Origin of the sequence: Simiduia aestuariiviva (genome assembly GCF_014192475.1) — a bacterium.
Lineage (GTDB): Bacteria > Pseudomonadota > Gammaproteobacteria > Pseudomonadales > Cellvibrionaceae > Simiduia > Simiduia aestuariiviva.
Window position 1 is genome coordinate 364133 of sequence record NZ_JACHXZ010000003.1, and the last position, 24116, is coordinate 388248.

General features: G+C 54.1%; 19 protein-coding genes and 1 other RNA gene. 8 read left to right on the top strand and 12 right to left on the bottom strand.

The window, feature by feature from the left end:
* Positions 1–5: 5 nt before the first annotated feature.
* From mraY to rnpB, 8 genes are all read right to left on the bottom strand, one after another.
* On the bottom strand, positions 6–1088 hold the full coding sequence (gene mraY / locus FHS30_RS11355) for a phospho-N-acetylmuramoyl-pentapeptide-transferase (protein WP_183910596.1): 1083 nt from the start codon (positions 1086–1088) through the stop codon (positions 6–8).
* Positions 1088–2485 (bottom strand): UDP-N-acetylmuramoyl-tripeptide--D-alanyl-D-alanine ligase, encoded by a 1398-nt coding sequence (locus tag FHS30_RS11360; RefSeq protein WP_183910597.1) that lies wholly within the window; start codon positions 2483–2485, stop codon positions 1088–1090. The genes mraY and FHS30_RS11360 overlap by 1 nt, the downstream gene beginning before the upstream one ends.
* On the bottom strand, positions 2482–3972 hold the full coding sequence (locus FHS30_RS11365; protein WP_183910598.1) for a UDP-N-acetylmuramoyl-L-alanyl-D-glutamate--2,6-diaminopimelate ligase: 1491 nt from the start codon (positions 3970–3972) through the stop codon (positions 2482–2484). The genes FHS30_RS11360 and FHS30_RS11365 overlap by 4 nt, the downstream gene beginning before the upstream one ends.
* On the bottom strand, positions 3972–5684 hold the full coding sequence (locus FHS30_RS11370) for a peptidoglycan D,D-transpeptidase FtsI family protein (RefSeq protein WP_183910599.1): 1713 nt from the start codon (positions 5682–5684) through the stop codon (positions 3972–3974). The genes FHS30_RS11365 and FHS30_RS11370 overlap by 1 nt, the downstream gene beginning before the upstream one ends.
* A complete protein-coding gene (ftsL, locus tag FHS30_RS11375) occupies positions 5681–5983 on the bottom strand; it encodes a cell division protein FtsL (protein ID WP_183910600.1) in 303 nt (100 codons plus the stop codon). The genes FHS30_RS11370 and ftsL overlap by 4 nt, the downstream gene beginning before the upstream one ends.
* Positions 5984–6024: 41 nt before the next feature.
* Positions 6025–6945, bottom strand: coding sequence for a 16S rRNA (cytosine(1402)-N(4))-methyltransferase RsmH (gene rsmH / locus FHS30_RS11380; protein ID WP_183910601.1), 921 nt, complete (start codon positions 6943–6945; stop codon positions 6025–6027).
* Between the two features lie 12 nt (positions 6946–6957).
* Positions 6958–7401, bottom strand: coding sequence for a division/cell wall cluster transcriptional repressor MraZ (gene mraZ, locus FHS30_RS11385; RefSeq protein ID WP_183910602.1), 444 nt, complete (start codon positions 7399–7401; stop codon positions 6958–6960).
* Positions 7402–7723: 322 nt separating this feature from the next.
* Positions 7724–8066, bottom strand: an RNA gene (gene rnpB, locus FHS30_RS11390) — RNase P RNA component class A.
* 209 nt (positions 8067–8275) lie between these two features.
* On the opposite strand from rnpB, the gene FHS30_RS11395 reads away from it, so the two are divergent.
* Positions 8276–10657, top strand: a complete 2382-nt coding sequence (locus FHS30_RS11395; protein ID WP_183910603.1) for a TonB-dependent receptor — start codon at positions 8276–8278, stop codon at positions 10655–10657.
* A 62-nt stretch (positions 10658–10719) separates the two neighbouring features.
* Here the strand turns inward: FHS30_RS11395 and FHS30_RS11400 are convergent, their stop codons facing one another.
* Positions 10720–11610 carry an LOG family protein gene (locus tag FHS30_RS11400; RefSeq protein WP_183910604.1) on the bottom strand — a complete coding sequence of 297 codons (891 nt, stop codon included), beginning with the start codon at positions 11608–11610 and terminating at the stop codon, positions 10720–10722.
* A 322-nt stretch (positions 11611–11932) separates the two neighbouring features.
* Here FHS30_RS11400 and FHS30_RS11405 point away from each other — a divergent pair, with 322 nt between their 5' ends.
* Entirely contained in the window at positions 11933–14593 is a 2661-nt protein-coding gene (locus FHS30_RS11405) for a TonB-dependent receptor (protein ID WP_183910605.1), read from the top strand.
* 68 nt (positions 14594–14661) lie between these two features.
* Here FHS30_RS11405 and rsmI read toward each other — a convergent pair whose 3' ends face one another.
* On the bottom strand, positions 14662–15498 hold the full coding sequence (rsmI, locus tag FHS30_RS11410; RefSeq protein WP_183910606.1) for a 16S rRNA (cytidine(1402)-2'-O)-methyltransferase: 837 nt from the start codon (positions 15496–15498) through the stop codon (positions 14662–14664).
* 43 nt (positions 15499–15541) lie between these two features.
* Between rsmI and FHS30_RS11415 the strand changes: the two genes are divergently transcribed.
* The 4 genes from FHS30_RS11415 to FHS30_RS11430 are packed head-to-tail and all read left to right on the top strand — an operon-like array spanning position 15542 to position 18965.
* Positions 15542–17431: a penicillin-binding protein activator gene (locus FHS30_RS11415; RefSeq protein ID WP_183910607.1), complete on the top strand. Its 1890-nt coding sequence runs from the start codon at positions 15542–15544 to the stop codon at positions 17429–17431.
* A complete protein-coding gene (locus FHS30_RS11420; RefSeq protein WP_343049078.1) occupies positions 17421–17768 on the top strand; it encodes a YraN family protein in 348 nt (115 codons plus the stop codon). Before FHS30_RS11415 ends, FHS30_RS11420 begins: the two co-directional genes overlap by 11 nt.
* 34 nt (positions 17769–17802) lie before the next feature.
* Positions 17803–18390, top strand: a complete 588-nt coding sequence (locus FHS30_RS11425; protein WP_183910609.1) for an SIS domain-containing protein — start codon at positions 17803–17805, stop codon at positions 18388–18390.
* A complete protein-coding gene (locus FHS30_RS11430) occupies positions 18390–18965 on the top strand; it encodes a BON domain-containing protein (protein ID WP_183910610.1) in 576 nt (191 codons plus the stop codon). The genes FHS30_RS11425 and FHS30_RS11430 overlap by 1 nt, the downstream gene beginning before the upstream one ends.
* A 91-nt stretch (positions 18966–19056) precedes the next feature.
* Here FHS30_RS11430 and FHS30_RS11435 read toward each other — a convergent pair whose 3' ends face one another.
* On the bottom strand, positions 19057–20238 hold the full coding sequence (locus FHS30_RS11435) for an acetyl-CoA C-acyltransferase (RefSeq protein ID WP_183910611.1): 1182 nt from the start codon (positions 20236–20238) through the stop codon (positions 19057–19059).
* A 280-nt stretch (positions 20239–20518) separates the two neighbouring features.
* Here FHS30_RS11435 and FHS30_RS11440 point away from each other — a divergent pair, with 280 nt between their 5' ends.
* Both FHS30_RS11440 and FHS30_RS11445 read left to right on the top strand, forming a co-directional pair.
* Positions 20519–21115 carry a LemA family protein gene (locus FHS30_RS11440; RefSeq protein WP_183910612.1) on the top strand — a complete coding sequence of 199 codons (597 nt, stop codon included), beginning with the start codon at positions 20519–20521 and terminating at the stop codon, positions 21113–21115.
* A gap of 57 nt (positions 21116–21172) precedes the next feature.
* Positions 21173–23074: a M48 family metallopeptidase gene (locus FHS30_RS11445; protein WP_183910613.1), complete on the top strand. Its 1902-nt coding sequence runs from the start codon at positions 21173–21175 to the stop codon at positions 23072–23074.
* A 65-nt stretch (positions 23075–23139) separates the two neighbouring features.
* Here FHS30_RS11445 and FHS30_RS11450 read toward each other — a convergent pair whose 3' ends face one another.
* Positions 23140–24057: an outer membrane protein assembly factor BamD gene (locus FHS30_RS11450; protein WP_183910614.1), complete on the bottom strand. Its 918-nt coding sequence runs from the start codon at positions 24055–24057 to the stop codon at positions 23140–23142.
* Positions 24058–24116: the final 59 nt, after the last annotated feature.

Genomic DNA, 24116 nt, shown 5'->3' on the forward strand with positions numbered 1-24116 from the left:
TTCCGCTACCGTAACTTCAACGTTGCCAAGCCCACCAGCACGAGCATGACGGTGATAATCCAAAAGCGCACGATCACGCGCGGCTCGGGCCAGCCTTTCAATTCAAAATGGTGGTGCAGCGGCGCCATGCGAAATATTCGGCGACCTGTCAACTTGAAGGATGCAACCTGTAAAATAACGGAGACCGTCTCCATAACGAACACGCCCCCCATAATGAAAAACACAATTTCATGGCGGATGATTACAGCGATCACACCCAGTGCGGCGCCCAGCGCCAGCGCACCCACATCACCCATGAACACCTGTGCTGGGTAAGTGTTGAACCAGAGAAAACCAAGGCCTGCGCCAGCCAGAGCACCGCAAAATACCACCAACTCCCCGGCACCCGGGACATAGCCAATATGCAGATAGTTGGCAAACTCAACGTGCCCAGCCAGGTACGCGATAATGCCCAGCGCTCCGCCCACCATCACAGACGGCATAATGGCCAAGCCGTCCAACCCGTCCGTTAAGTTCACTGCATTGCTCGAACCCACAACAACGAGATAGGTCAACAAGATGAACCAAGGGCCCATGGTGATCGCAACGTCTTTAAAGAAAGGAACAAACAACTGGGTTTCTGCCGGTAGCACGGCGCTCTGATATAAAAATACAGCGGCGCCCAAGCCACCCACCGACTGCCAAAAGTACTTCCATCTTGCCGGCAGTCCCTTCGAGTTTGACTCGACGACTTTGCGGTAGTCGTCTACCCAGCCCACGGCACCAAAAACCAAGGTGACCAAAAGAACCACCCAAACATAGCGGTTACTTAAATCTGACCACAGCAATGCACTGGTAAAAATGGCGGCTAAAATTAGCGTGCCACCCATGGTCGGCGTACCTGATTTACTCAAGTGACTTTGCGGACCGTCATCTCGAACCGATTGACCAATTTGCAAATAGTTCAATCGGCGAATCATCCAAGGGCCCACCAACAGCGAAATTCCCAAGGCGGTCAACACGCCTAAAATCGCACGCACAGACAGGTAGTTAATAACCCCAAATGCATTTATCCACTGCTGAAGAAAATCTGCGAGCCAAAGTAACATTAGGCGGTCCTCACTTGGTCTTTTATGGCCTGCACAACCAACTCCATGCGTGCACTGCGAGACCCTTTAATTAAAATATTGATACGCCCAGCCTGGCGCTCGAGTTGCTGCAGAATATGTGCAACGGCACCAGCGTGATCGTCGAACTGCGAGCTAGCCCCATACGCTTGAACAGCGTCAGCACTGAGTGGCCCTACGCCAATTACAGCCGCCAAACCAGCAGCTTTTGCATAATCACCGATTTCAGCATGCAGCTTGCGAGCGTCCGGCCCCAACTCACCCATATCGCCCAACACCAACCAACTGTCGCCTTCAAATGCCAACAACGCGTCGATTGCTGCACGCGTAGAGTCTGGGTTCGCGTTGTAGGTGTCATCAATGAGCGTTAATTGTGGCGTTAAACGCTCACTGTTCATCCGTCCTTTTGCCGCCTTTACCTGAGTCAAACCCTCTGCAATCGCCGACAATGGCACTCCAGCCGAATGCGCACATGCAGCGGCCGCAAGTGCATTTCGCACGTTATGCAATCCAGTGATGGGTAGCGTTACGGCAAAACTTTGCTCGCCTGCACACAACTGAAACTGTGATCCAGTCTCCTGCACACGCACATCTTTGGCATAAAAATCTGCAGAGACCTGCTCAAGGGAAAATGTAACGCTGGCTCTATGGGTGTTTTGTTGCTGAAACTGCGGCGCGAATGCGTCATCTACATTAATGACCGCTACGCCATCGTCACCTAGGCCGTCGTAGATAGCGGACTTGGTTGTGGCAACACCCGCCAAACTGCCAAAGCCTTCGACGTGGGCGGCCATGACATTATTCACTACCGATACAGTGGGTTGCGCCATATTGGCTAAATAGGAAATCTCATCTGGACCACTCGCACCCATTTCAACAATGGCAAAGCGGTGCTCGGGAGCCAATCGCAGGAGCGTCTGCGGCACGCCAAAGTGATTATTGAGATTGCCCTGTGTAGCAAGCACTGCATCGCCACCATAAACATGGGTGGCAATAGCGAGTAACATTTCTTTGACGGTGGTTTTACCACAACTGCCTGTAATGCCGACCAATGGACCGGTAAAAGCTTCCCGCGCTAACTGGGCTATCTGGCCCAATGCCGCATTGGTGTCACTCACTCGCCAAGCATTACGCCCATCGAGTAACTCGCCATTGGCTGTCGCCCAGTCATGAGAGACCACCACAAGCTGCGCACCGCGCCCAATGACATCCGCGATGAATTGATGTGCGTTAAAGCGATCGCCCACCAGAGCAACAAAGGTATCGCCACTTACAACCGCACGGCTATCGGTAACAATTGGACCCAATACAGCGTCTTCACTGCCACAAATTTCACCACCAAATCGTTGGCGCAGCTGACCCAGCGTAATCGTCATCATGGAGCGACCTCCATGCGGCGCTGCAATGCAGCCTGCGCGTGCAACTTGTCGCTAAATTGGCGCTTTTCCACACCGACAATTTGGTAATCTTCATGGCCCTTGCCGGCAATAATAATCATATCGCCCGCTTGCGCCGCATCGACGGCAAAGGCAATTGCCGCGGCGCGATCCACAAGTTGCGTGCAATTTTGTGGCTGCTCAAAGCCCACCACGATATCAGCCACGATTCGCTCGGGCGCTTCCGTGCGGGGGTTGTCACTGGTTACGACGCAGCGATCCGCCAATTGCTCTGCAACTTTCGCCATTTCAGGCCGCTTGCCGGCATCCCGATCACCACCACAGCCAAAAACACACCAGAGCGCGCCCTTACAGTGCACGCGCGCCGCCACCAGGACTGCACGCAGCGCGTCTGGCGTGTGGGCATAGTCCACAAGAACCTGCACATCTGCATCAATAGCAATGCGCTCCATGCGCCCAGGCACTGGCACAAACGTCGCCGCCGCGGCCAAGACTTCAGCCAATGAGAAGCCGTCTGCGCAAGCCGCTGTGACCACGGCCAATAAATTCGATAGATTAAATTCTCCCAGCAGGCCCACGCGCAATTCGCCGCGCCCCCAAGGAGTAACTAGCTGAGCCTGAATACCAGTATCCAGGTATTCCACTTTTGTGACGTGCACGTCCGCATCAGCATTAATTACGCCATAGGTAAATAGCGCAATATTTTTGGGGGCCTTTGCGACTATTTCCGCGCTAAAAGGATCGTCCAAATTGACGACGCCGCGCATCAACCCCAAGTGGTGAAATAACGACAACTTGGCGGCGCCATAGGCCTCCATAGTGCCGTGGTAATCGAGGTGATCTCGGGTAAGGTTAGTGAACAGCGCAGTTCGCACCGGCACCGCTGCGGCACGCCCCTGCGTCAATGAGTGGGAAGACACCTCCATCGCTACGAATTCAACTTGCTGATCGTACATTTCACGCAAAATTCTTTGCAGCTCAACGGCGTCGGGCGTGGTCATACCAGTATCAATTAGCGCGCCAGCAACTGCGCCATAGCCCAAGGTGCCCAGCACACCACTGCGCCGACCGAGCGCGTAATAAAGCTGCGCAAGCAGTTGCGAACAGGTGGTCTTGCCATTAGTTCCCGTGACACCCGCGATATTCATATGCTGCCCGGGCAAGCCATAAAAACGCGCTGCGATCTCACTTAACTTGCCTTTGAGTGACGGCAATCCGATGCGCGCGCCCTGCGGATCATCCAACGCCAACTCGAGCTGCTCGCTCTCTGTGATTGCAATCACTGCACCTGCAGCAAACGCCTGCGGCAAAAAATCTCTGCCCTTGTGCTCCAACCCGTCTACCGCCAGAAACAAGTAGCCAGGACGCACTTTTCGGCTATCGAGACTCACGCCGGAAATCAATGTTCCAGCCCACGCAGATGGCAAATTTAATTCAGGTAAAAGGGCGCGCAATGGAAGAGATAGCATTAGCGAACACCTCCACGAGCAGCAATGAGCGCCTTCGGCTCAGGGGGAACTTGCAACATGCGCAACGCACCCTCAGTAACTCGCGCAAAAACGGGTGCCGCTACGTCGCCGCCAAAATATTTTCCCGCACCTGGCTCATCAATAACCACAACAATCGCAAGCCGCGGATCATCAGCAGGCGCCATGCCCGCGAATAAAGAGCGATAGCGACTTGCTTCATAACCATTGGGACCCACTTTATGAGCGGTACCGGTTTTCCCAGCCACGGTATAGCCATCGAGTTTGGCACGGGTCGCGGTGCCACCAGGCTCAACTACCGTCTTCAACATGCGCACTAGCGCATGGGTAAAGGCGTTTGCAACAACCTGCTTCCCTTCGGACTGCGCATCCATTTTCAACAATGAGACAGGGCGCTTAACACCGCCGCCGGCCACCACCGAGTAGGCTTGTGCCAACTGCACGGCGGTCACCGTTAAACCGTAACCAAATGCATAATTAGCCTGCACGATCGGCTGCCACTTGGTGTAATTAGGCAACAGCCCAGCGCTTTCCCCCGGAAAGCCAGACTCAGATGTTTGACCGAATCCAAGGCGCACATACATGTCGCGAATTTCTTGCGGATCCATCTTCAAAGCAACTTTGGTAAGACCCACCTGACTAGATTTAGTAATCACCTTCGTGACATCGATGAGCCCGTAATTGACTGGATCTAACAATGTTTTTTTACCGACGCGAATGTAGCCAGGCGAAGTCTCTATGGGTGTATGCGACTGCACTCGACCCGCCTCGAGTGCCGCCATGATGGTGAGCGGCTTCATGGTCGAACCCGGCTCGAACTGATCGGTCATAGCGCGGTTGCGCATTGCCGCTGGCTTTAAATTGGCGCGATCATTCGGGTTGTAGCTTGGCTGGTTTGCCATGGCCAACACCTCACCCGTTGAAACGTCCACCACAACCAGTGAACCGCCCCGCGCCTGATGTGCCTGAACTGCTGCCTTTAATTCACGGTACGCCAAATACTGCAATCGCAAATCAATACTCAAAGCCAAATCATTGCCCGGCTTGGCAGCTCGCAAAAGCTGCAATTCTTTAATGTTGCGCCCGCGCAAATCGCGCTGCACTTGTTTAGCGCCCGCACTGCCGACCAGCCACTCATCGTAGGCCAACTCCAGCCCCTCCTGGCCTCGCTCATCGACATTGGTAAAACCAACCAAATGCGCAGTCACTTCCGCGGCGGGATAATAGCGACGGTACTCCAACTCAGCGCTCACACCGGCAATGTCTAACGCCAGCACGGATTCCGCATCTTGCGGAGGCAAGTGACGCTTTAAATACATGAATTCTTTTGTACTGTGAGCAGCAATGCGCTTTTGCAGCGCGTCAGCACTCATGCCAAGCGACTTCGCCAAGCGCGGCACTTCATGGGGTGGAAGCAATTGCGGATTCGCCCACAGTGACTGCACCGGTGTACTTACCGCCAAAGGCTCGCCGTTGCGATCAGTGATAACGCCACGATAGGCCGCGATGCGCTCCTCTCGAACAGACCGGGCCTCACCTTGGTGCTGAAGAAACTCAAATCCCTTCTCCTCGCCCGGCAGCACTTGCACGCGGGCAAGATGCCAAATCAAAAGCAGCACCAATGCAATCAAAACACACGTGGAAAAATAGAAGCGCCACGCAGCCAGCTGAAATGTTTTCGCTACGCGTTTCATGGCGCCACCATGATAATTTCAGCGGGTTCCGGCACGCGCATCGACAACTTAGTTTGAGCCAGTTTTTCAACGCGACTATAGGCTGCCCAAGTACTCTGCTCCAACAAATACTGGCCGCGCTGAACTTCAAGCTCAGCGGCCTCACGGCGCAATGACTCCAACTGAAAATAAGACAGCCGAGCGCCGTGAGTGGTATCTACCACCAAAAGCGCAGACGCAACCACCAGCAACCACAATGCCACAGTTAAAACCGTTAGCGTGGTGCCGGGCTGCGACTTGACTGCAAGTGTTGATTGCACTCTGGGCCCCTATTTTATTGTGTTAGCTAATTTTCGTTGACCTAAGCCAACTTCATTGCACAACGCATTACTGCACTGCGCGATCGCTGGTTCTCTGCCAGCTCTTGGGTGCCGGCCTTCACCGCTTTACCCAGGCTTTTTAGCCGTTTATTTAAATCTTTATCCATCACCGGCAGCCCTTTGGGGAGCTGCTGGCCGCGCTCGTGGTTGCGAATAAAGCGCTTCACCAATCGATCTTCGAGCGAGTGAAAACTGATTACCACCAACCGACCGCCAACCTTTAGCGCCTCCAGCGCAGCGTTCAGCACAAGCTCCAAATCATCCAATTCGCTATTGATGAAAATCCGGATACCTTGGAATGCACGAGTAGCTGGATGCTTGCCCTTTTCCCACGCAGGATTGGCCTCTTTTACAATCTGTGACAGCCGACCCGTGGTGACAATAGGCGCCAACTCCCTCTCGCGAACGATGGCAGATGCCATGCGTTTGGCGAAGCGCTCTTCACCAAACTCTTTCAAAACAAAGGCAATATCTTCGGCGTCCGCATGCGCCAACCAATCGGCGGCACTCTGCCCGCGGGTTGTGTCCATTCGCATGTCGAGCGGGCCATCTTGCATAAAGCTAAACCCGCGATCAGCCTGATCCAGCTGCGGGGACGACACACCCAAATCCAACAACACACCATCTAATGACCCCGCCTCCACCCAATCGAGCAGATTCGCAAACGAGCCATGTTGAATTGAAAATCGACCATCTTCCTGCGCCAGCGCATTGGCCACTTCAATGGCCTGCGGGTCTTTATCAATACCCAGCAAGGCGCCATCCGCTGACAATTGCGCCAAGACTGCCCGACTGTGCCCACCGCGACCAAAAGTACCGTCGACATATCGCCCACCGGGATCCGTGATCAACGCGGTGACCGCCTCTTGCAGCAAGACGCTGTAGTGCGCCGACTGCATCATGTTGCACTCGCCTTACAACGACAAAGATTGCATTTCATCGGGCATCTCTCCGTCATCGTCATCGCAATCAAGCCAAGTCGCCCAACTTGCCTCACTCCACAGCTCTAATTTTTTGCCCTGACCAATCAACATCAGCTTCTTGTCTAGCTGAGCGTATTCACGCAGTGTCGGCGGCAGCAGTACGCGACCATTAGCATCCACCTCCAGCGGCGTGGCATAACCAATCAGTAGCCGCTGGGTGCGACGTGCAACTTTATTAAAACTGGGCAAGGCTTCTATCTTGGGCAGAATGTCGAGCCACTGCGGCTCTGGGTAAACCAGCAGGCAACGCTCCTCTGTGTGGGCCGTAATCACTAATTTTCCGGCGCACAACTCCATCAGCGACTCGCGAATGCGCGCTGGAATGGCCAGACGCCCTTTGGCGTCCATGCTGATGGAATGGCTTCCGAGGAACACTATTTCCCACTCACCTTGCTGTTCATACCACTAAATTCCACTTTTACCCACTTTTTACCACATTGACACACTATAAATCCGCGCCCCTTAAAGTCAAGAGAAGTGACGCGAACTTGCTAGCAAAATCAGTGATTTAGCCGCGAACAGGTCGGCATGTTGACAAAAGCAATGCAAAAAAAAAGCAGGAAATCTATGAATTACAGACACATAGCACCAACACTTAAAGTAATACTTTAAGTGTGAGAACTAATCAGGCTAATAAGGGTGTGGGATATAACCGTTTTTACAGAAAACTGCCCAGTAAATACCGTGCAGTGAAAATTGAATGAGCCAACCGATAAGCCGGGTTCTGTCGTGGACAGTCATTCATCTGGGACAGATGTCACCATCTGCCTCAAGCAACCTACCCGCCTTCAGTGCGGGTCGCACCATAGAAGGCCTATTTGGTCTTGCTCCGAGTGGGGTTTACCTTGCCACAGACTGTTGCCAGCTGCGCGGTGCGCTCTTACCGCACCATTTCAACCTTACCGGCGCTTGCGCGCTTAGGCGGTATATTTTCTGCTGCACTTTCCGTAGGCTCGCGCCTCCCAGGCGTTACCTGGCACTCTACCCTGTGGAGCCCGGACTTTCCTCCCCCTTGCGGGAGCGACTGTCTAGTTGGCTCGCGGCAACGATAATCGACCGCCCTCCACAATTCAACCTTCTTTTGCGACAGCAGTGCGAACATAGCGCTGCAAAGTGCGCGATAAATAGACTATCTTTTGACACTAACGCCTGTAGTCAAATAGCGCCAATCCGGCCATACTCTGATCAGCTGCGACCCAGAGGTATGCGGATGCAAGCCCGAAAGAATAAAGACAAAACGGAGCAAACCATGAATAAAATGATGAAATCACTTTTGCCCTTGGCCATTGGTGCCACGCTGAGCACACAAGCTTGGTCGCAAGATTTTGACCTGATATTGGAGGAAGTGGTGGTCACCGCGCAGAAGCGGGTTGAACGCTTGCAAGACGTGCCAATTTCAGTCAACGCTGTGTCTGGTGCCAAAATGGACGAGGCCGGCATTACCAATCTTGAAGGTATGACCGCCTACGTTCCCAATTTGACCATGAACCAAACGGGCATTGGCACCATCATCGCCATTCGCGGCATCAGCTCCGGCATCAACCAAGGTTTCGAACAATCGGTCGGCCAGTATGTCGACGGCGTTTATTATGGTCGCTCTCAGCTGGCACGTGCGCCCTTTATGGATTTAGAGCGCGTTGAAGTACTGCGCGGCCCACAAAGTATCCTGTTTGGCAAAAACTCCATCGCTGGCGCCATCAGCATGGTTACCGCCAAGCCCACCGAAGAATTTGAAGGTCAAGTCACCGCGCTGTATGAACCCAGCCACGGCGAAAAGGATGTGCGCGTTGTGGTATCAGGCCCGCTAACGGACTCACTGCGCGGGCGCCTGTCTGTTTTAGGTCGCGACATCGATGGCTACTATGAAAATACAACACTCAATCGCGATGAATCTGCCGAGGAAGAGCACGTTATCCGCGGCCAGTTGAGCTGGGATGCCTCCGACGACTTGTCGATGAATTTAAAAATAGAGAGTGGCTCATTTAATACGCAAGGGCGTTTTTTAGAACCGATAAATCCCATTGAAACGACCGGCGGTCTGCCCTACGCCACAGCGCTACTCGCCACCACTGGCGGCGCTTTTGTACTGGATACCGATCAAGACTTTAAACGGCAATCCAATGGCGACTCTTCGGAAAATGATACTAAAAATGCGACACTGACAATCGATTACGCGCTGGGCGATCACACCCTGACGGCGGTCACCGGTTACAACGCGTATAACTATGAAGAAATCTGTGATTGCGACTTTACTGGTGCCACCATTTTCACCGCGGACAGCCGTGAAGATTTCAATCAATACAGCCAAGAAATTCGCATTGCTTCGCCACAGGGCGAAACCATCGACTACATTGGCGGATTGTTCTATCAATCTAGCGACATGACCTTTGACGATGCCATTCGCGTACCTGCCACAAGTGTTCTTGGTGTGCTTTCAACGTCACTACTTGGCACTGCCTCGCAACGGGACTTCACGCAAGACTCCACTCTTTGGGCCGGCTTTGCACAGGCAACCTGGAATATTGATACCGATTGGCGCCTTACCGTTGGCGGTCGCTACACCAGCGAAGACAAAACAGCTACGCGCACACAGCATCACACCAATTCTCTTGGCGCCGATGTAGGTAGTAGCGATGCACTGCTCAACACCGTATTCACCGCGTTTCTGATTGAACCCTATAGCGAAATTAAGGACAAACGCTCCGAAGCGGCGTTTACGCCGTTAGTCACATTACAGTGGGACGCCACAGAAGATATGATGGTGTACGCCACTTATACCGAAGGTTTCAAAGCAGGTGGCTTTGACGTGCGTTCGAATGCGCATCCAGATCCGGCCTACGGCGTCAATATTATTGCCAACCCATCACCGCTGGTGATCATCCAAACGTCCAACACCTACGGATTTGCACCGGGAGTGTTTGAGTACGAAGAAGAAAAGGCCACCAGTTTTGAGCTGGGAAGCAAAATGACACTGGCCGATGGCGCAGCTGAATTAAATGTCGCGCTATTTCACACCAATTACACCGATCTCCAAACGTCACAGTTTGATGGCAAGCTTGGCTTCAATGTCACCAATGCCGGTGAAGCCACTACCCAAGGTATAGAGCTGGACGGCCGCTGGTTAGTTGCTGAAGGCTTAACTTTGAGCGGCTCAGTGGGAATGTTAGATTTCCAATTTGACAGCTTTCCCAACAGCCAGTGCTACTTTGGCCAAACACCTAACAGTACTGACTATCCAGGCCTGTGCGACCTCTCAGGTAAAACCCGCGAGTTCGCGCCCGAATATCAAGGCACATTATCCGCGGACTACAACCGCGCGCTGGGCGATGACATGGAGTGGCGCGTAACTGGCGACATCAACTTTAGTGACAGCTACTTTACATCGCCAACCTTGGACCCCAACCTTGAGCAAGACGCCTACGCGAAACTGAATTTACGGTTCGCAGTAGGCTCCGCAGATGGCGACTGGGAAGTAGCATTAGTGGGTAAAAACCTAACCGACGAAAAAGTTGCCACTTTTGGCAACCAGCTGCCGGTATCGACCGCCCTAACCAGCGGCACGGGAACGGCCTACTACAGCTTTTTCGACCGACCTAGAAGTATTGCACTACAGGGCACCATGCGTTTTTAACGCAACGCAACATAAAAAAGGAGAGCATTGCTCTCCTTTTTTATTTCCACCAATTATCCGCATCAATCAAATTCCGAAAGCTCATCTAGCCCCTCCTGAATCAAACGCCACGCCTCCTGCGCGGTATCCACATAGCGAAACAGAGAGACATCCTCTGGACTAATCATGCCGTCCTCAACCATTACCTCTAAGTTCAGCAACCGCGACCAATACTCTTTACCAAAAATCAAAATGGGTAAGGGTTTTATCTTGTTGGTCTGTACCAAGGTCAAGGTTTCAAACAACTCATCCAGCGTGCCGAAGCCACCGGGAAAAACCACCAAGGCCTTTGCCCGCATCAAAAAATGCATTTTACGTATGGCAAAATAATGAAAGCGAAAGCACAACTCAGGCGTAATGTACGGGTTGGGAAACTGCTCGTGGGGCAACACAATATTCAATCCAATAGATTTTGCGCCCTGCTCTTGGGCGCCGCGATTTGCGGCTTCCATAACACCTGGGCCACCGCCGGTTATCACATGCATTTCGCCGTATTTACTGCTGGGGGATTCTCTGGCAATGAGGCCAGCCAAGGTGCGCGCCTCCTCATAGTAAGCTGCGCCTTTTTTCAGCGCCTCGCCCTTTTTTCTACCCGCCTCTGAATCAGGTAATTCAGCCAGCTGTGCGGCCACGTCTTCACGGCTCATGGTGCGCGCACTGCCAAACATAACAATCGTTTGCTGAATGCCGTTGGCCCGCAGTTCAGACTCTGGCTTGCTCAATTCAAGCATTAGCCGCACCGCGCGCATTTCTTCACTGAGCAAATAGTCTTCGTCGGTAAACGCCAGCCGATACGCAGGAGCCTGCAAAAGCGGGTGGGTCTGCACCTCCCGATCCATGTCGCGCGCATGCTGAACATCATCTGCGGCACTGTTAAAAAGGTGCTGACGTTTATTGGCCTTTCTACGATCCATAGTGAACTCCGGTATTGATTGCCGATAGTCCTCCACATAAGACATGTGAGGGTGCCAGCGGCCCAAGAAGATCATCCTATACCTATTGCGCTCAGGCACCAATGCAACGATAACCAGCCGCGATTGCCAATGCAGCCCCTCCGCATTAGAGCACTGCAAGACCGCACTAAACCCCATCCGACTAAAGTCGCACGACCTAGGTCGCAGTTATTTACCGGCGCCGATTCTCTACACTGGCCCGCGCCCAGAACGATACTGGACAGATGTACCGCTGGGCCATGCATAGCCAAGATTCCATAATTGACAATAATAGAGGTGCAACATGAGAGCGATTAAACCCCATCCACTGGCACTGGCCATTGCCTTAATAGGCAGCGGCGTCTACTTGCCAGCCCAGGCTCAACAAACCGAAACCTTAGAGGAAGTTCAAGTACTGGGCTCCTACATTCGCGGAACCGATACCGCCGCAGCCAACCCCGTATCCGTAGTTAACGCCGATGAAATGCAATATGCCGGCGCCACCGATGTCACCGACATGATCAACATGTTGTCCGTCAATAGCGGGGCAGAGAATCGCCCGGATACCTTCACCAGCTTTTATTCTCAGGGGACTTCAAACGTCAATTTACGCGGTCTTGGCCTGTCTTCAACGCTGGTGCTCATTAACGGCAAGCGCCAAACCATCAGTGGCGCCAAGGCGCAGGACGGTAGTACCTTCGTGGACACAGCGTCCATTCCCGCCATTGCCATCGAACGCATCGACGTGCTCAAAGAAGGCGCTGCAGCGGCCTACGGCTCAGACGCCGTTGCGGGTGTTGTGAACTTCGTCACTAAAGATGACTTTGAAGGCATCAAACTGGATGGCTCTTGGCAGAGCACCGCCAAGGATTCACAAACTGATAAGAATTTTAGCGTGATGGCAGGCTTTGCCTCTGGCGATACCCATCTGGTGTTCGCCGCCTCTGCCCTACGGCGCTCAAACCTGAACGCGCGCAAACGCCCAGAGCTAGTAGGTGCCGCCGTCAGCAGCCTCGGCACCAGCTTTGTTATGTCTGAAGATGTTGTGGTTGCCTCTGGCGATTGGGCCGGTAGCTACAGCGCCGGTGACAACGTGGGCAACCCCAAGTGTGAAGGCGAAATTAACGGCGTGGTAATCGACCGCGGCGACAACGGCAACCGCTGCGGCTTTGCCTATGGCTTGCACTACAACATCGTCAATGAAGAAGAGCGCGAACAGTACTACACCAGCGTGACACACGACTTCGGCAATGGCACCGAGGGCAAGGTACAAGGCTTCTACAGCAACTATCGCATCATCGATAACTACACAGTACCCGCCTACCCCATTTTGACATTCCCCACTATCGCCGCCGACCATCCAGATAACCCCTTTGGCTCGCCGGTAACCTACCTGGGCCGCATCAACCCCACATTGGACCCCGCACAATCGCCTGCGGCGCCGCGCGACAATGAAACCGCGCGCATCGAAATGAGCCTTAATGGCGGCTTTAGCAATGGCTGGGACTGGCTGACTGCTCTGTCCTACAGCCAAAACGCCTACACCATCGTGCAACCAGAAATGTCCATTGAGCGCATCAATGCAGGCTTAGCTGGCACCGGCGGCCCCAGTGGCGATCAATACTTAAACCCCTTTGATCCCACCGCCAACAGCCCCGAAATGCTGGACTGGCTGAAGACCTCATTTGGCTCCACCACCGAGACCTCACTGCTCACCCTAGACGCCGTTTTTAATGGTGAAATAGCGCAGACCAGTGCGGGCGCAGTAAATATGGCCGTGGGCGCCCACGTGCGCACAGAGAGCTACAACGTCGACCCCAACGAGGCAAGCACCATCAGCCCTGATCCGGTCACCGGCATCAACTCGCGCGCCGATTTTATCTTTTTAGGTGGCGTCAACGCAGTTGATGAATCCCGCAATGTGAGTGCGCTCTTCACCGAAGTTGAAGTGCCCTTAAGCGAGGATTTTACCGTCAACGCCGCCTTGCGCTACGAGCGTTTAAGCCAAGACAGCAGCTTAAACCCCAAGCTTGCACTCCTCTACCAAGCCACCGATAAGTTAATGCTGCGCGCCTCGGCCAGCACCTCCTTCCGCGAGCCATCGCTGTCGCAATTTTACGCGGATACCGTCAGCACGCTGAACGTACAGGATTACGAAGTCTCTCCCGATGGCAACCTCGTACTCGATGGCAACGGCCAACCAATCGCCAAAGGCGGTTCGCTATTTATTCGACGAGCCACCACCGGCAGCCCAGATTTGGAACCAGAGCAGGCCACCAACTATAACCTCGGTGTAATTTGGGTAGGCGATGCGCTAGATGCGCGCTTAGACTACTGGCGCGTTGACTATAAAGACGTGATCACCATCGAAGATGCCCAAGGTAAATTGCTGGCCGATCCCGATGGCCCAGACATTGAGCGTCTGGACCCGAACGATCCCAACAGCGAGCTGGGTGGAATTTCAACCAACTATTTCAATGCCGCCACCATCAATGCCAGCGGTATCGATGCAGAAACCAGCTACAACTTCACTTGGGATAACAGCCAGTTAACACTGGGCTTAGGTCTGTCTCATTACCTCGAGTATGAAATCCCAATCAATGGTGAATTGACCGATGTTTCGGGCCAATTTAACCGCGGCAACTTTGCGCGCTCCATGCCTAAAACCAAAGGTAATTTGTCTGCCCACTGGCAAAGCAGCGCACACAGCTTGTATGCGCGGGTGAACTACACCGCCAGCTACAAAAATGACGACGACACCGTCGACAGCTTTGCGCCCGTGGACTTGCAGTACCAATACGCCATGGATTTAAACGACGCCACAGCCACAATAAGTGTGGGTGCTATCAACCTGTTTGATGAGCAACCCCCATTCGTCGTGGATGGCGCCAACTTCAGTTATGACCCTAAACACCACGACCCTCGCGGTCGCATCTTTTACGTAAAAGGCAGTTACACCTTCTAAGCCGCAGGCATTCTGCAATCAAAAAGGCCCGCCAAGTGCGGGCCTTTTACTTCTAGCGCAAGCGTGCGTTACTGCTGATCGACGTACCATTGATAGAGCACTTTCTTTTTCACGCCGGTGATTTGTTCCGCCAGCGCACTGGCGCGCTTAGGCGGCAATTCGGCTGCCAGTAAGCTCATTATCCGCTGCGCATCACCGTCCAGCTCCACCAACTGCTGCTTGGGCGCACCGGCCACCAACAGGACGATTTCGCCACGCTGTTGATTGCTATCTGCCGCCACCTTAGCGAGTACCGCTTCTGCGCTGCCCGACAGAAACGTCTCAAAGGTTTTTGTGAGTTCGCGCGCCACAACCACGGTCCGATCCGCGCCCATAATCTCCGCCACATCCGTGAGAGTGGCGTGAATCCGGTGCGGCGCCTCATAAAAAATCAATGTCTGGGTTTCACTGGCCAAATCTGCCAACCGCTTACTGCGGGCCACCTGTTTTGCGGGCAAAAAACCTTCGAAGCTAAACCGATCCGAGGGCAGCCCTGAAGCCGATAGCGCGGCAATTACGGCACAAGCGCCGGGCACAGGTACCACTCGCACGCCCGCTGCCCTCGCGGCCGCCACCAACTGATAGCCAGGATCCGACACCAGCGGCGTGCCGGCATCACTGATCAGAGCCACACTCTGGCCGGCCTGAATGCGCGCCACCAGCTGCAGGGTCCGCTGCGCGTCAGAGTGGTCGTGATAGGCCACCAGCGGTGTCTCGATGTGAAAATGTTCCAGCAGTTTAGCGCTATGACGTGTATCCTCAGCGGCTATTACGTCCACCGTTTGAAGAGTCTCAACGGCTCGCGGTACCATATCGCCTAAATTGCCAATGGGCGTGGCGACGACATACAAAGCGGGTTCATTCATGGGCTATAGCTTGGCGACATTTTGGTAGGAACCGGATCATAACATGATACTTAGCAACACTTTATGCAGGCTACCTAGGCAATCTCAGGCCGTTGTGGCCTTGTTGTGCCTGTGGCTAGCAGCCTGTTCTGCACCCGTTAAAAAGACCGATATCGACGCGGCGGCGCCACTGCCCAGCTACTCTCTCGAAACGGTACAAGCACTGCTGCTGGAAGCGCGCGTGGCCGAATCACCGCGCAAAGAACAATTACTCATCAAATCCGCCGAACAGCTATATCTGCTGGGCGATCAGGACTGGGCGCGCAACCTACTGGGCTCCATCGAACCCGACCGGCTGCCCCCCGAAGACCTTTGGATCTATACCCGTCAATACAGCGACTTGCTGCTCGAACAAGAAGCCTACTTCCTCGCCCAAAGCGTCTTGATGAACCCCCAACTAACCGCCCAATGGGAGCTGATGCCCAAGGCGACCTATGTGGACCTGCGCTTACGCCGCGCTGAGTTGTTGGCCAAGTTGGGCGAAACCGCACAATCGGTGCAAGAGTACATCGCCTTAGATCACGCCAACCTACCGGCTGAACAGCAGAGCCAAAATCAAGATGCGCTCTGGCAAACCTTAATGAATCAACCCCATGAGCAACTGCAGGCACTGGCCCGCCTAAGCGACGATCGCGAGCAGCAAGGCTGGTATCAACTGGCGGCCCTTTCAAAAAATAATCAACATCAACTCGAATCCCAGCTACGCGGTGTGGACGACTGGCTGATGCGCTGGCCTGGCCATCCTGCCGCCAATCGCCTGCCGCGCGACTTGCAACTGCTACGGCAACTGATTGAAGAAAAACCCCAACACGTCGCCTTACTACTGCCCGTCAGTGGCAAATTAGGCCGTGCAGGCCGCGCCATTCGCGACGGATTTTTTGCAGCCCACTACCAATCCGTGCAAGCGGGCAGCCCCGCGGGCCGGATTAGTCTCTACGACACCAATTTGGGCGACGTTCAAAGCCTTTACCAACAAGCAGTAGACGCCGGCGCCGAATTAATTATTGGCCCACTGGACAAAGACAAAGTTGCCGAGCTAGCGCTAATGCCAGCGCTGCCGGTGCCCACGCTCGCGCTCAATCGCATCGAGCAACCCGCAGGACTGCTACCTACACAAAATCTCGTGCAATTTGGACTGGCTGCGGAAGATGAAGCCCGGCAGGCCGCACAGCGCGCGTGGATCGAAGGCCATCGACTGGCCATGGTGGTCGCCGTTGACGCCAGCTGGGCGGATCGCTCGGCGCTGGCATTTATCAACGAATGGCAGACACTCGGTGGCACCGTAGTGGAGTATTCAAAATTCACAGGTAAAGCCGATTATTCCAAAGTGGTTCAACGTGGGCTCCTAATCGACCACTCCAATCAGCGTGCCGCCAATGTGCGCAACATTCTCGGCCGCTCCATGGAGTTTGAACCGCGCCGCAGGCAGGACATCGACATGATTTTTGTCACTGCCCTGCCCAACCAAGCGCGCCAACTCAAACCAACGTTAAAATTCCACCAAGCCAGTGACATCCCCGTGTTCGCCACTAGCCACGTGTACGCTGGAGAACCCGACGCCAAGCTCGACAGCGATTTGAATGGCATTCGCTTTAGCACCTTGCCTTGGATTTTCGATCAACAGAGCGAAGAGAAGAAGGCCATCGAGCGCTTTTCAAACGACCCAGCATTCAATCGCCTGTACGCTATGGGCGTCGACGCCTACCACCTCTATCCCAGATTGCGCCAATTGCGTGAAATCCCCAACGCCACGGTATTCGGCGCAACAGGTAATTTGCAGCTCACGCCAGAGGGACACATTCAGCGCGAACAAATGTGGGCGCAAATCCGCCGCGGTCTTGCTCAACCACTTCCCACTGTTATCTCCAATGAAGCCAAACTCAGTGGGAGCTAAGCGCGGCGATGAAGCGGAGGCTTTAGCCGAAGCATATTTGTGCCAACAGGGTTTAACGGTATTGACCCGCAACTTCCGCGTGCGTGGCGGAGAGATTGATTTAGTAATGGATCACCAAGGCACCACGGTGTTCGTGGAAGTGAGATTGCGTGCTAACCGCCGCTTTGCAAGCCCATTAGAGTCGGTCACCGCCAGCAAACAACAAAAATTGCAGCACGCAGCCCAACACTATTTGGCACAGTTTACGCAACGTCAACACACCCCCTGCCGATTTGATGTCATTGCCTTTGCCGATTTGGCACAACAGCCCGAGTGGCTGCAAGCGGCATTCAACTAGTTCGGCCCACTTTTTCAAAGGAATTCGTTTAATTATGGAACAGCGTGTTATCCAACTGTTTCACGAAAGCATCGAGGCCACCATGAATGCGGGCGAACTGTTTGCGCCGCTGCTGGTCGATGCGAGTCAATTAATCGTCAACGCCCTACTTCAAGAGCGTAAATTGTTGGTGTGCGGTAATGGTATCGCCCACTCCAACGCTGAAGTATTAACGGCCTGTCTCGTTAACCGCTTTGAGCAGGAGCGTCCGAGCCTGCCGGCAATGACATTGGGTTGTGATGCAACCGTTTTAAATGCCATCGCCAACGAAACCAGTTACAACGATGTTTACGCAAAACAAATTCGGGCACTGGGCAACGCGGGTGACATATTGGTAGTATTTGCCGCGGGTGGAAACAGCAGCAATTTGGTACAGGCCGTCAGCGCGGCGCACGATAAGGAAATTACTGTAGTGGCCTTTACCGGTCAAAACGTGGGCGACACCGCTGCCATTTTGGACGCCCAAGACATTGAGCTGCGCGTACCAGCGGAGCAATCTGCACGTATTCAGGAGGTGCACTTGCTCAGTGTATTCTGCCTATGTGATTTAATCGATCGACAATTATTTGGAGGTTACGCCTGATGCGTTTCCCTGCACTGTGTTTAGTTTTATGTTCCACGCTGACCATAATCAGCGGCTGTAGCCATGTTGTTGGCGTTGCATCTGAAGAACCGGTCGCACAAGACCGCAGCACACGAAGCCTGGGCGCGGCCATTGACGACGAAAAAATAGAGATCGCCGCTTTGGTCAATATTCGCAAGGCCTCCCCGCTACTCGAAGGCGCCAACATTTCCGCCACCAGTTTCAATGGCATTGTGCTGTTGACAGGGCAAGTGCACGCGGCCGACTTGAAAATGCTGGCCGAGCAGGAAGTCAAAAAAATTCATCGAGTTCGTGAAGTCCACAATGAACTCTCCGTGCGAGGCAATGCCTCGTTACTTACCGCCACGAGTGATACTTGGCTGACTTCTAAGGTCAAAACCAAAATGATCGCGGACATGAATCTAGAAAGTGGCCGGGTCAAAATTGTCACCGAGGCCGGCGTAGTCTATCTCATGGGCCTACTCACGCGAGCAGAGTCCAATCGTGCAGCAGACATCGCTCGCAATACCGGCGGCGTGCAAAAAGTGGTCAAAATTGTCGAGTACATCGACTAATCTTTCACACCACCATCTGTGCAATAAAAAAGGGCAACTTACGTTGCCCTTTTTTATTGCGCTTTTTTCAGCGATCAAGCCAGCTAGTAGACTAACCCAATCGCTCGATAGCAATGGCGGTCGCTTCGCCACCGCCAATGCACAAGGAGGCAACGCCTTTACGTGCCCCCCGATGCTCCAGAGCCGCGAGCAAAGTCACAATAATGCGCGCGCCCGAAGCACCCAGTGGGTGGCCTAGTGCACAGGCACCGCCGTTGACGTTTACTTTGCTGTGGTCCAATTCGAGTTCAGCCATGGCAGCCATGGCGACCACGGCAAAGGCCTCATTCACTTCCCATAGATCGACGTCAGCCGCACTCCAGCTCACCTGCTCAAGCAGTTTTTTCATGGCGGTAACGGGCGCAGTGGTAAACCACTCGGGCTCATGGGCGTGCTGTGTAGCGCCGCGAATCGCCGCCAAGGGCTTCAATCCCTGCGCTTCGGCAGTGGACTGTCGCATCAGTACAAGGGCCGCCGCGCCGTCTGAAATGGAACTGGCATTTGCCGCGGTTACCGTGCCATCTTTTTTGAAGGCAGGCTTAAGCTGTGGAATTTTGTCGGGGCGCGCATTGCCGGGTTGCTCATCAACCGCTACCGTTTGCTCACCTTTACGGGTGGCAAAAGTCACCGGCGAAATTTCACGGGTAAACCGCTGCTCTTCAATGGCGCGCTTGGCACGCGCTAATGACTCCAGCGCATAGGCATCTTGTTGTTCGCGCGTGAAGCTGTATTTACTGGCACATACCTCAGCAAAGTTGCCCATCAATCCGCCTTCGTAGGCATCCTGCAAGCCGTCTAAAAACATATGATCCAGCAGTTCGCCATGACCTAAGCGGTAACCCGCGCGCGCCTTGGCCAACAAATAGGGCGCGTTGGACATGCTCTCCATACCGCCGGCTACCACCACATCAACATTACCCGCGGCCAGGCTATCTGCCCCCATCATCACGGTTTTCATGCCGGAGCCACACACTTTATTGACCGTGGTACAAGGCACGGCGGTTGCCAGCCCTGCCTTAAGTGCAGCTTGTCGCGCGGGCGCTTGCCCTACACCGGCGGGCAATACACAACCCATCAGCACTTCATCCACCAAGCTGGCATTGACCTTCGCATCAGCCAGCGCGCCCTTAATGGCCTCTGCGCCGAGTTCGGGTGCAGTCATGCCACTCAAGGCGCCCTGCATACCACCCATGGGAGTACGGGCAATGCCCACAATTACAATCGGATCACTCATATCTCAATTCCTCAACGGTAGTGCGCCCAAGGCGCTCGCCTGCTAAATCTAGAGGCTATCCATCCGCACATGATTACTGGGCCCTTGCGAGGTGACGCCTGTGCGCCGCCTGATGGCCTCTGTCTGATTAAGGCGCCGCAGCGCAGACCCACCAGTATACCAGAGTCGCACCCCGATCAAATGAATGCCTGCCCCTGAAGGAGCGGGAACCTGGCACCGCCCAGATGCCGACCCCAACGCCCCGTGCTAACATGAACGCTTCATTCAAGGAGGACACACTATGGGCACATCTGCCATTGTCACACTGGTTATCTTAGCGCTGTTGGTGTTTTACATCGTTGGTATTTACAACCAATTGGTGGCACTTAAAAATCGCTTTGAAAATAGCTTTGCGCAAATTGAAGTACAGCTAAAACGGCGCTACGACCTCATTCCCAATTTGGTAGAAACCGCTAAGGGCTATATCAAACACGAGCGCGAAACCCTGGAAGCGGTTATCGCCGCACGCAATCAAGCAATGGCTGGACTGCAAGGCATGGCGGGTCAGATTGGCGATGCCGGTAGCGTGGCGCAATTGAATCAAGCTGAAGGCATGTTGTCGCAAGCACTGGGCAAGCTGAGTGTGGTTGTCGAAGCCTATCCAGACTTGAAAGCGAATCAAAACATGATGCAGCTCTCGGAGGAACTTACCTCCACCGAAAACAAAGTGTCATTTGCCCGTCAAGCGTTCAATGATGCGGTCACCGCCTACAACAGCTACAAGCAGAGTTTCCCTCCCGTAGTGTTTGCGGGCATGTTCGGCCACGGCCAAGATGCCAGTCTGCTTGAATTTGCCGATAGCGCCGAAATTCAGGCCGCCCCTAAAGTGGCTTTCTAACGCCATTCTCTCCGACACGGCCTCCACGCGGGGCCTTTTCACTCACGGACGGTGACTATGAATTTCTTTGAACACCAAGATCAGGCGCGCGCACAAACTAAGCGGTTGGTTTTTTTGTTTGGACTGGCGGTGATAGCGCTGATTGCCATTACGAGTTTATTCACGGCGCTGCTGATCCACTACACGCAAGGCGCGGCCGTACCAAGCCCGGAACAGGGTTACTATTGGCACAACTTTTTCTCACTACTTGATTGGCATTTGGTGCTAATGGTGAGCATTGCGGTGCTGGTGCTCGTCGGACTCGGCAGCCTGTACAAATTATCGCAGCTGTCACAGGGCGGCGATGCGGTGGCGCAATCGCTCAACGGTCGGCTGTTGAACGTCAGCATGTGCGACGTTAAAGAGAAGCGCTTGCTCAACGTGGTCGAGGAGATGGCTATTGCAGCAGGCGTACCCGTGCCGCCCGTCTACCTACTCGATGAGCCCGGTATTAATGCATTTGCCGCCGGCTATCACCCCAAAGACGCGGTCATTGGCGTGACCCGCGGCTGTATCGAACAGCTCTCACGGGATGAATTGCAAGGTGTGATCGCGCATGAGTACAGCCATATTTTGCACGGCGATATGCGCCTTAACTTGCGCTTGGTGGGCGTTTTACACGGTATTTTATTAATTGGCTTAGTCGGTGAAATACTCATGCGCTCGGGGCGTCGCTCCCGTAAAAATGGCGGCGGTATTCTGCTGTTTGGGTTGGGGCTACTGATCATCGGCTACGCGGGCACATTCTTTGGCAACTTAATTAAATCTGCGGTGAGCCGGCAACGCGAGTTTTTAGCCGATGCCTCCGCCGTGCAATTTACTCGCAACCCAACGGGCATTAGCGGTGCACTTAAACGCATCGGCGGATTTCCCGCGGGCTCCCAACTTGAGGTGGCCAATGCCGCGGAATACAGCCATTTTTATTTCGCCAACGGGGTAACGAATTGGCTCGGAGGGATGATGGCCACGCACCCGCCACTGGCAGAGCGGATAAAGCGCATTGATCCACGTTGGCAGGGCGAGTTGACGCCGCCCAACGCTGGCGCCGACGATGGCCGTGATACTGAAACAACATCGACACAGCCCAATCAGGCTGCCGCTGCTTTTGCTGCTGCAGGCGCCGTCGCTGGGGTCGCCATCAACGCCGACAGCATCATCGCCGAAATGGGCAACCCCGCCCCCGAGGCATTGGCGCAAGCCCACACGACGTTAGCGCAATTACCCGCATCAATACTTGACGCCACCCACAACACTGCCAGTGCCATGGCACTTATCTACGGCTTATTGTTCACGGAAAAAGTCGCGGATGAGCAGCGCAAGCTCCTGGCAGATTATGCACCGGCTTCGGTGGCGAAGCTGTACCACCAATTGCTCCCCGAATTGGTGGGCCTGCCCGTCAACCATCGCATGCCCATTATCGAGTTGTGCCTACCCGCACTAAAATCTCTTTCTGGCGAGCAACTCAAACAATTCCAACGCAACTTAATTGCACTTATCAAAGCGGATCAACATTTAAGCCTTGGCGAATGGTGCGTCTACCGAATGCTGCAACACAATCTATTCCCGCCTAAATACCGATCGAGTCCAGCAGTAACACTGGCGTCCTGCGCGGAGGCCTGCCGCAGTCTGCTGTGTTTGATGGCTCGGCAGGGGGATCTCGCGCAGCAGCAGACGGCGTACGAGCGCGGCCTAACGGCGCTCGACTTGCCCCACGCTCCACTGTTGCCCGAGCCAGACTCCTATCCTGTGATCGACCGTCATCTGGCCCAACTGCGGCGCCTGAAACCGCTTCAAAAGCCTCAATTGCTGAAAGCCTTGATGCTGACACTGCAAACCGATGGCAAGGTGCAGCCCGCCGAATACGAGCTGTTGCGGGTCATCGCCGACTCGCTCGATTGCCCCATGCCCATACTGCATTGAACAACAGCTATACACTCGCCATAAAAAAAGCCCGCATCTGCGGGCTTTTTATTTTGTAATCTCGCTTAGGGCGCTACATCTTCCGGGGCTTCGAACTTTGCCACAGCCGGATTGTATTGCTTGCGCGTATCAAATCCTCGCAACTCTTGTTTATCGAACATGCCGAAGCTCAGCATGTTCACCCAGCTGCGCTCATTAATGTCCACGCTGTACTGGTAATTAAACGACCCATCTGCGGCAAAATTTGGGTAATCGGGAAAGTTTTTCCGCAGTACGGTAACTGCACTTTCGGCCAGATCATCCATACCTAAGAGATGATAGCCCTGCGCCATTACGGCCAAGGCGTCTGCCACAGCGGGGGTTTGCTGGAAATTTTCCACCACATAACGACCGCGATTGGCCGCCGCCAAATAGGCACCGCGCTTAAAATAATAGTTGGCTACATGGATTTCATAGCGCGCCAACAGGTTGCGCAAATGCACCATGCGCTTGCGTGCATCGCTGGCATATTGGCTGTCGGGGAAACGCGCCAACAACTGGGCAAAATGCGCGAATGAATCCCGCGCAGCACCCGGATCGCGATCGGTGAGGTCCGTTGGCAGGAAGCGCTCTATCAACCCCTGATTTTGCGTGTACGAGGTGAGCCCCTTCATGTAATAGGCGTAATCGACGTTGCGGTGCTGCGGGTGCAATCGAATGAAACGATCAGCCGCAGCGATAGCAGCTTCGGGCTGATTGCTCTTGTAATAGGCGTAGATCAGCTCGAGCTGGGCTTGCTCTGCATAGGCACCGAATGGAAAGTTCTCCTCGAGCAGCTGCAAATTGCGAATGGCGGTGTCCCATTGGCTGCTGTTCAGCATCCGTTGGGCAGCGTCATAAAACTCTTTTTCAGTGGTGTGCTTGGGCGTGTCATCGGTACTGGAACAGCCAGTCACGAACAGCGCTGTCAGCAGCGCTAAAACAGAAATGAGACGGAAGGTCATGTTACTACTCTTGGAAGCGTCTTTAATCTTATTAAGCATGGGGCCTATGGAGTGCCACT

What these genes read in the sequence shown, in the direction of transcription:
- mraY (WP_183910596.1), bottom strand. Translation starts at nt 1,088, where the DNA reads ATGTTACTTTGGCTCGCAGATTTTCTTCAGCAGTGGATAAATGCATTT.
- FHS30_RS11360 (WP_183910597.1), bottom strand. Translation starts at nt 2,485, where the DNA reads ATGATGACGATTACGCTGGGTCAGCTGCGCCAACGATTTGGTGGTGAA.
- FHS30_RS11365 (WP_183910598.1), bottom strand. Translation starts at nt 3,972, where the DNA reads ATGCTATCTCTTCCATTGCGCGCCCTTTTACCTGAATTAAATTTGCCA.
- FHS30_RS11370 (WP_183910599.1), bottom strand. Translation starts at nt 5,684, where the DNA reads ATGAAACGCGTAGCGAAAACATTTCAGCTGGCTGCGTGGCGCTTCTAT.
- rsmH (WP_183910601.1), bottom strand. Translation starts at nt 6,945, where the DNA reads ATGATGCAGTCGGCGCACTACAGCGTCTTGCTGCAAGAGGCGGTCACC.
- FHS30_RS11395 (WP_183910603.1), top strand. Translation starts at nt 8,276, where the DNA reads ATGAATAAAATGATGAAATCACTTTTGCCCTTGGCCATTGGTGCCACG.
- FHS30_RS11400 (WP_183910604.1), bottom strand. Translation starts at nt 11,610, where the DNA reads ATGGATCGTAGAAAGGCCAATAAACGTCAGCACCTTTTTAACAGTGCC.
- FHS30_RS11405 (WP_183910605.1), top strand. Translation starts at nt 11,933, where the DNA reads ATGAGAGCGATTAAACCCCATCCACTGGCACTGGCCATTGCCTTAATA.
- rsmI (WP_183910606.1), bottom strand. Translation starts at nt 15,498, where the DNA reads ATGAATGAACCCGCTTTGTATGTCGTCGCCACGCCCATTGGCAATTTA.
- FHS30_RS11415 (WP_183910607.1), top strand. Translation starts at nt 15,542, where the DNA reads ATGATACTTAGCAACACTTTATGCAGGCTACCTAGGCAATCTCAGGCC.
- FHS30_RS11425 (WP_183910609.1), top strand. Translation starts at nt 17,803, where the DNA reads ATGGAACAGCGTGTTATCCAACTGTTTCACGAAAGCATCGAGGCCACC.
- FHS30_RS11430 (WP_183910610.1), top strand. Translation starts at nt 18,390, where the DNA reads ATGCGTTTCCCTGCACTGTGTTTAGTTTTATGTTCCACGCTGACCATA.
- FHS30_RS11435 (WP_183910611.1), bottom strand. Translation starts at nt 20,238, where the DNA reads ATGAGTGATCCGATTGTAATTGTGGGCATTGCCCGTACTCCCATGGGT.
- FHS30_RS11440 (WP_183910612.1), top strand. Translation starts at nt 20,519, where the DNA reads ATGGGCACATCTGCCATTGTCACACTGGTTATCTTAGCGCTGTTGGTG.
- FHS30_RS11445 (WP_183910613.1), top strand. Translation starts at nt 21,173, where the DNA reads ATGAATTTCTTTGAACACCAAGATCAGGCGCGCGCACAAACTAAGCGG.
- FHS30_RS11450 (WP_183910614.1), bottom strand. Translation starts at nt 24,057, where the DNA reads ATGACCTTCCGTCTCATTTCTGTTTTAGCGCTGCTGACAGCGCTGTTC.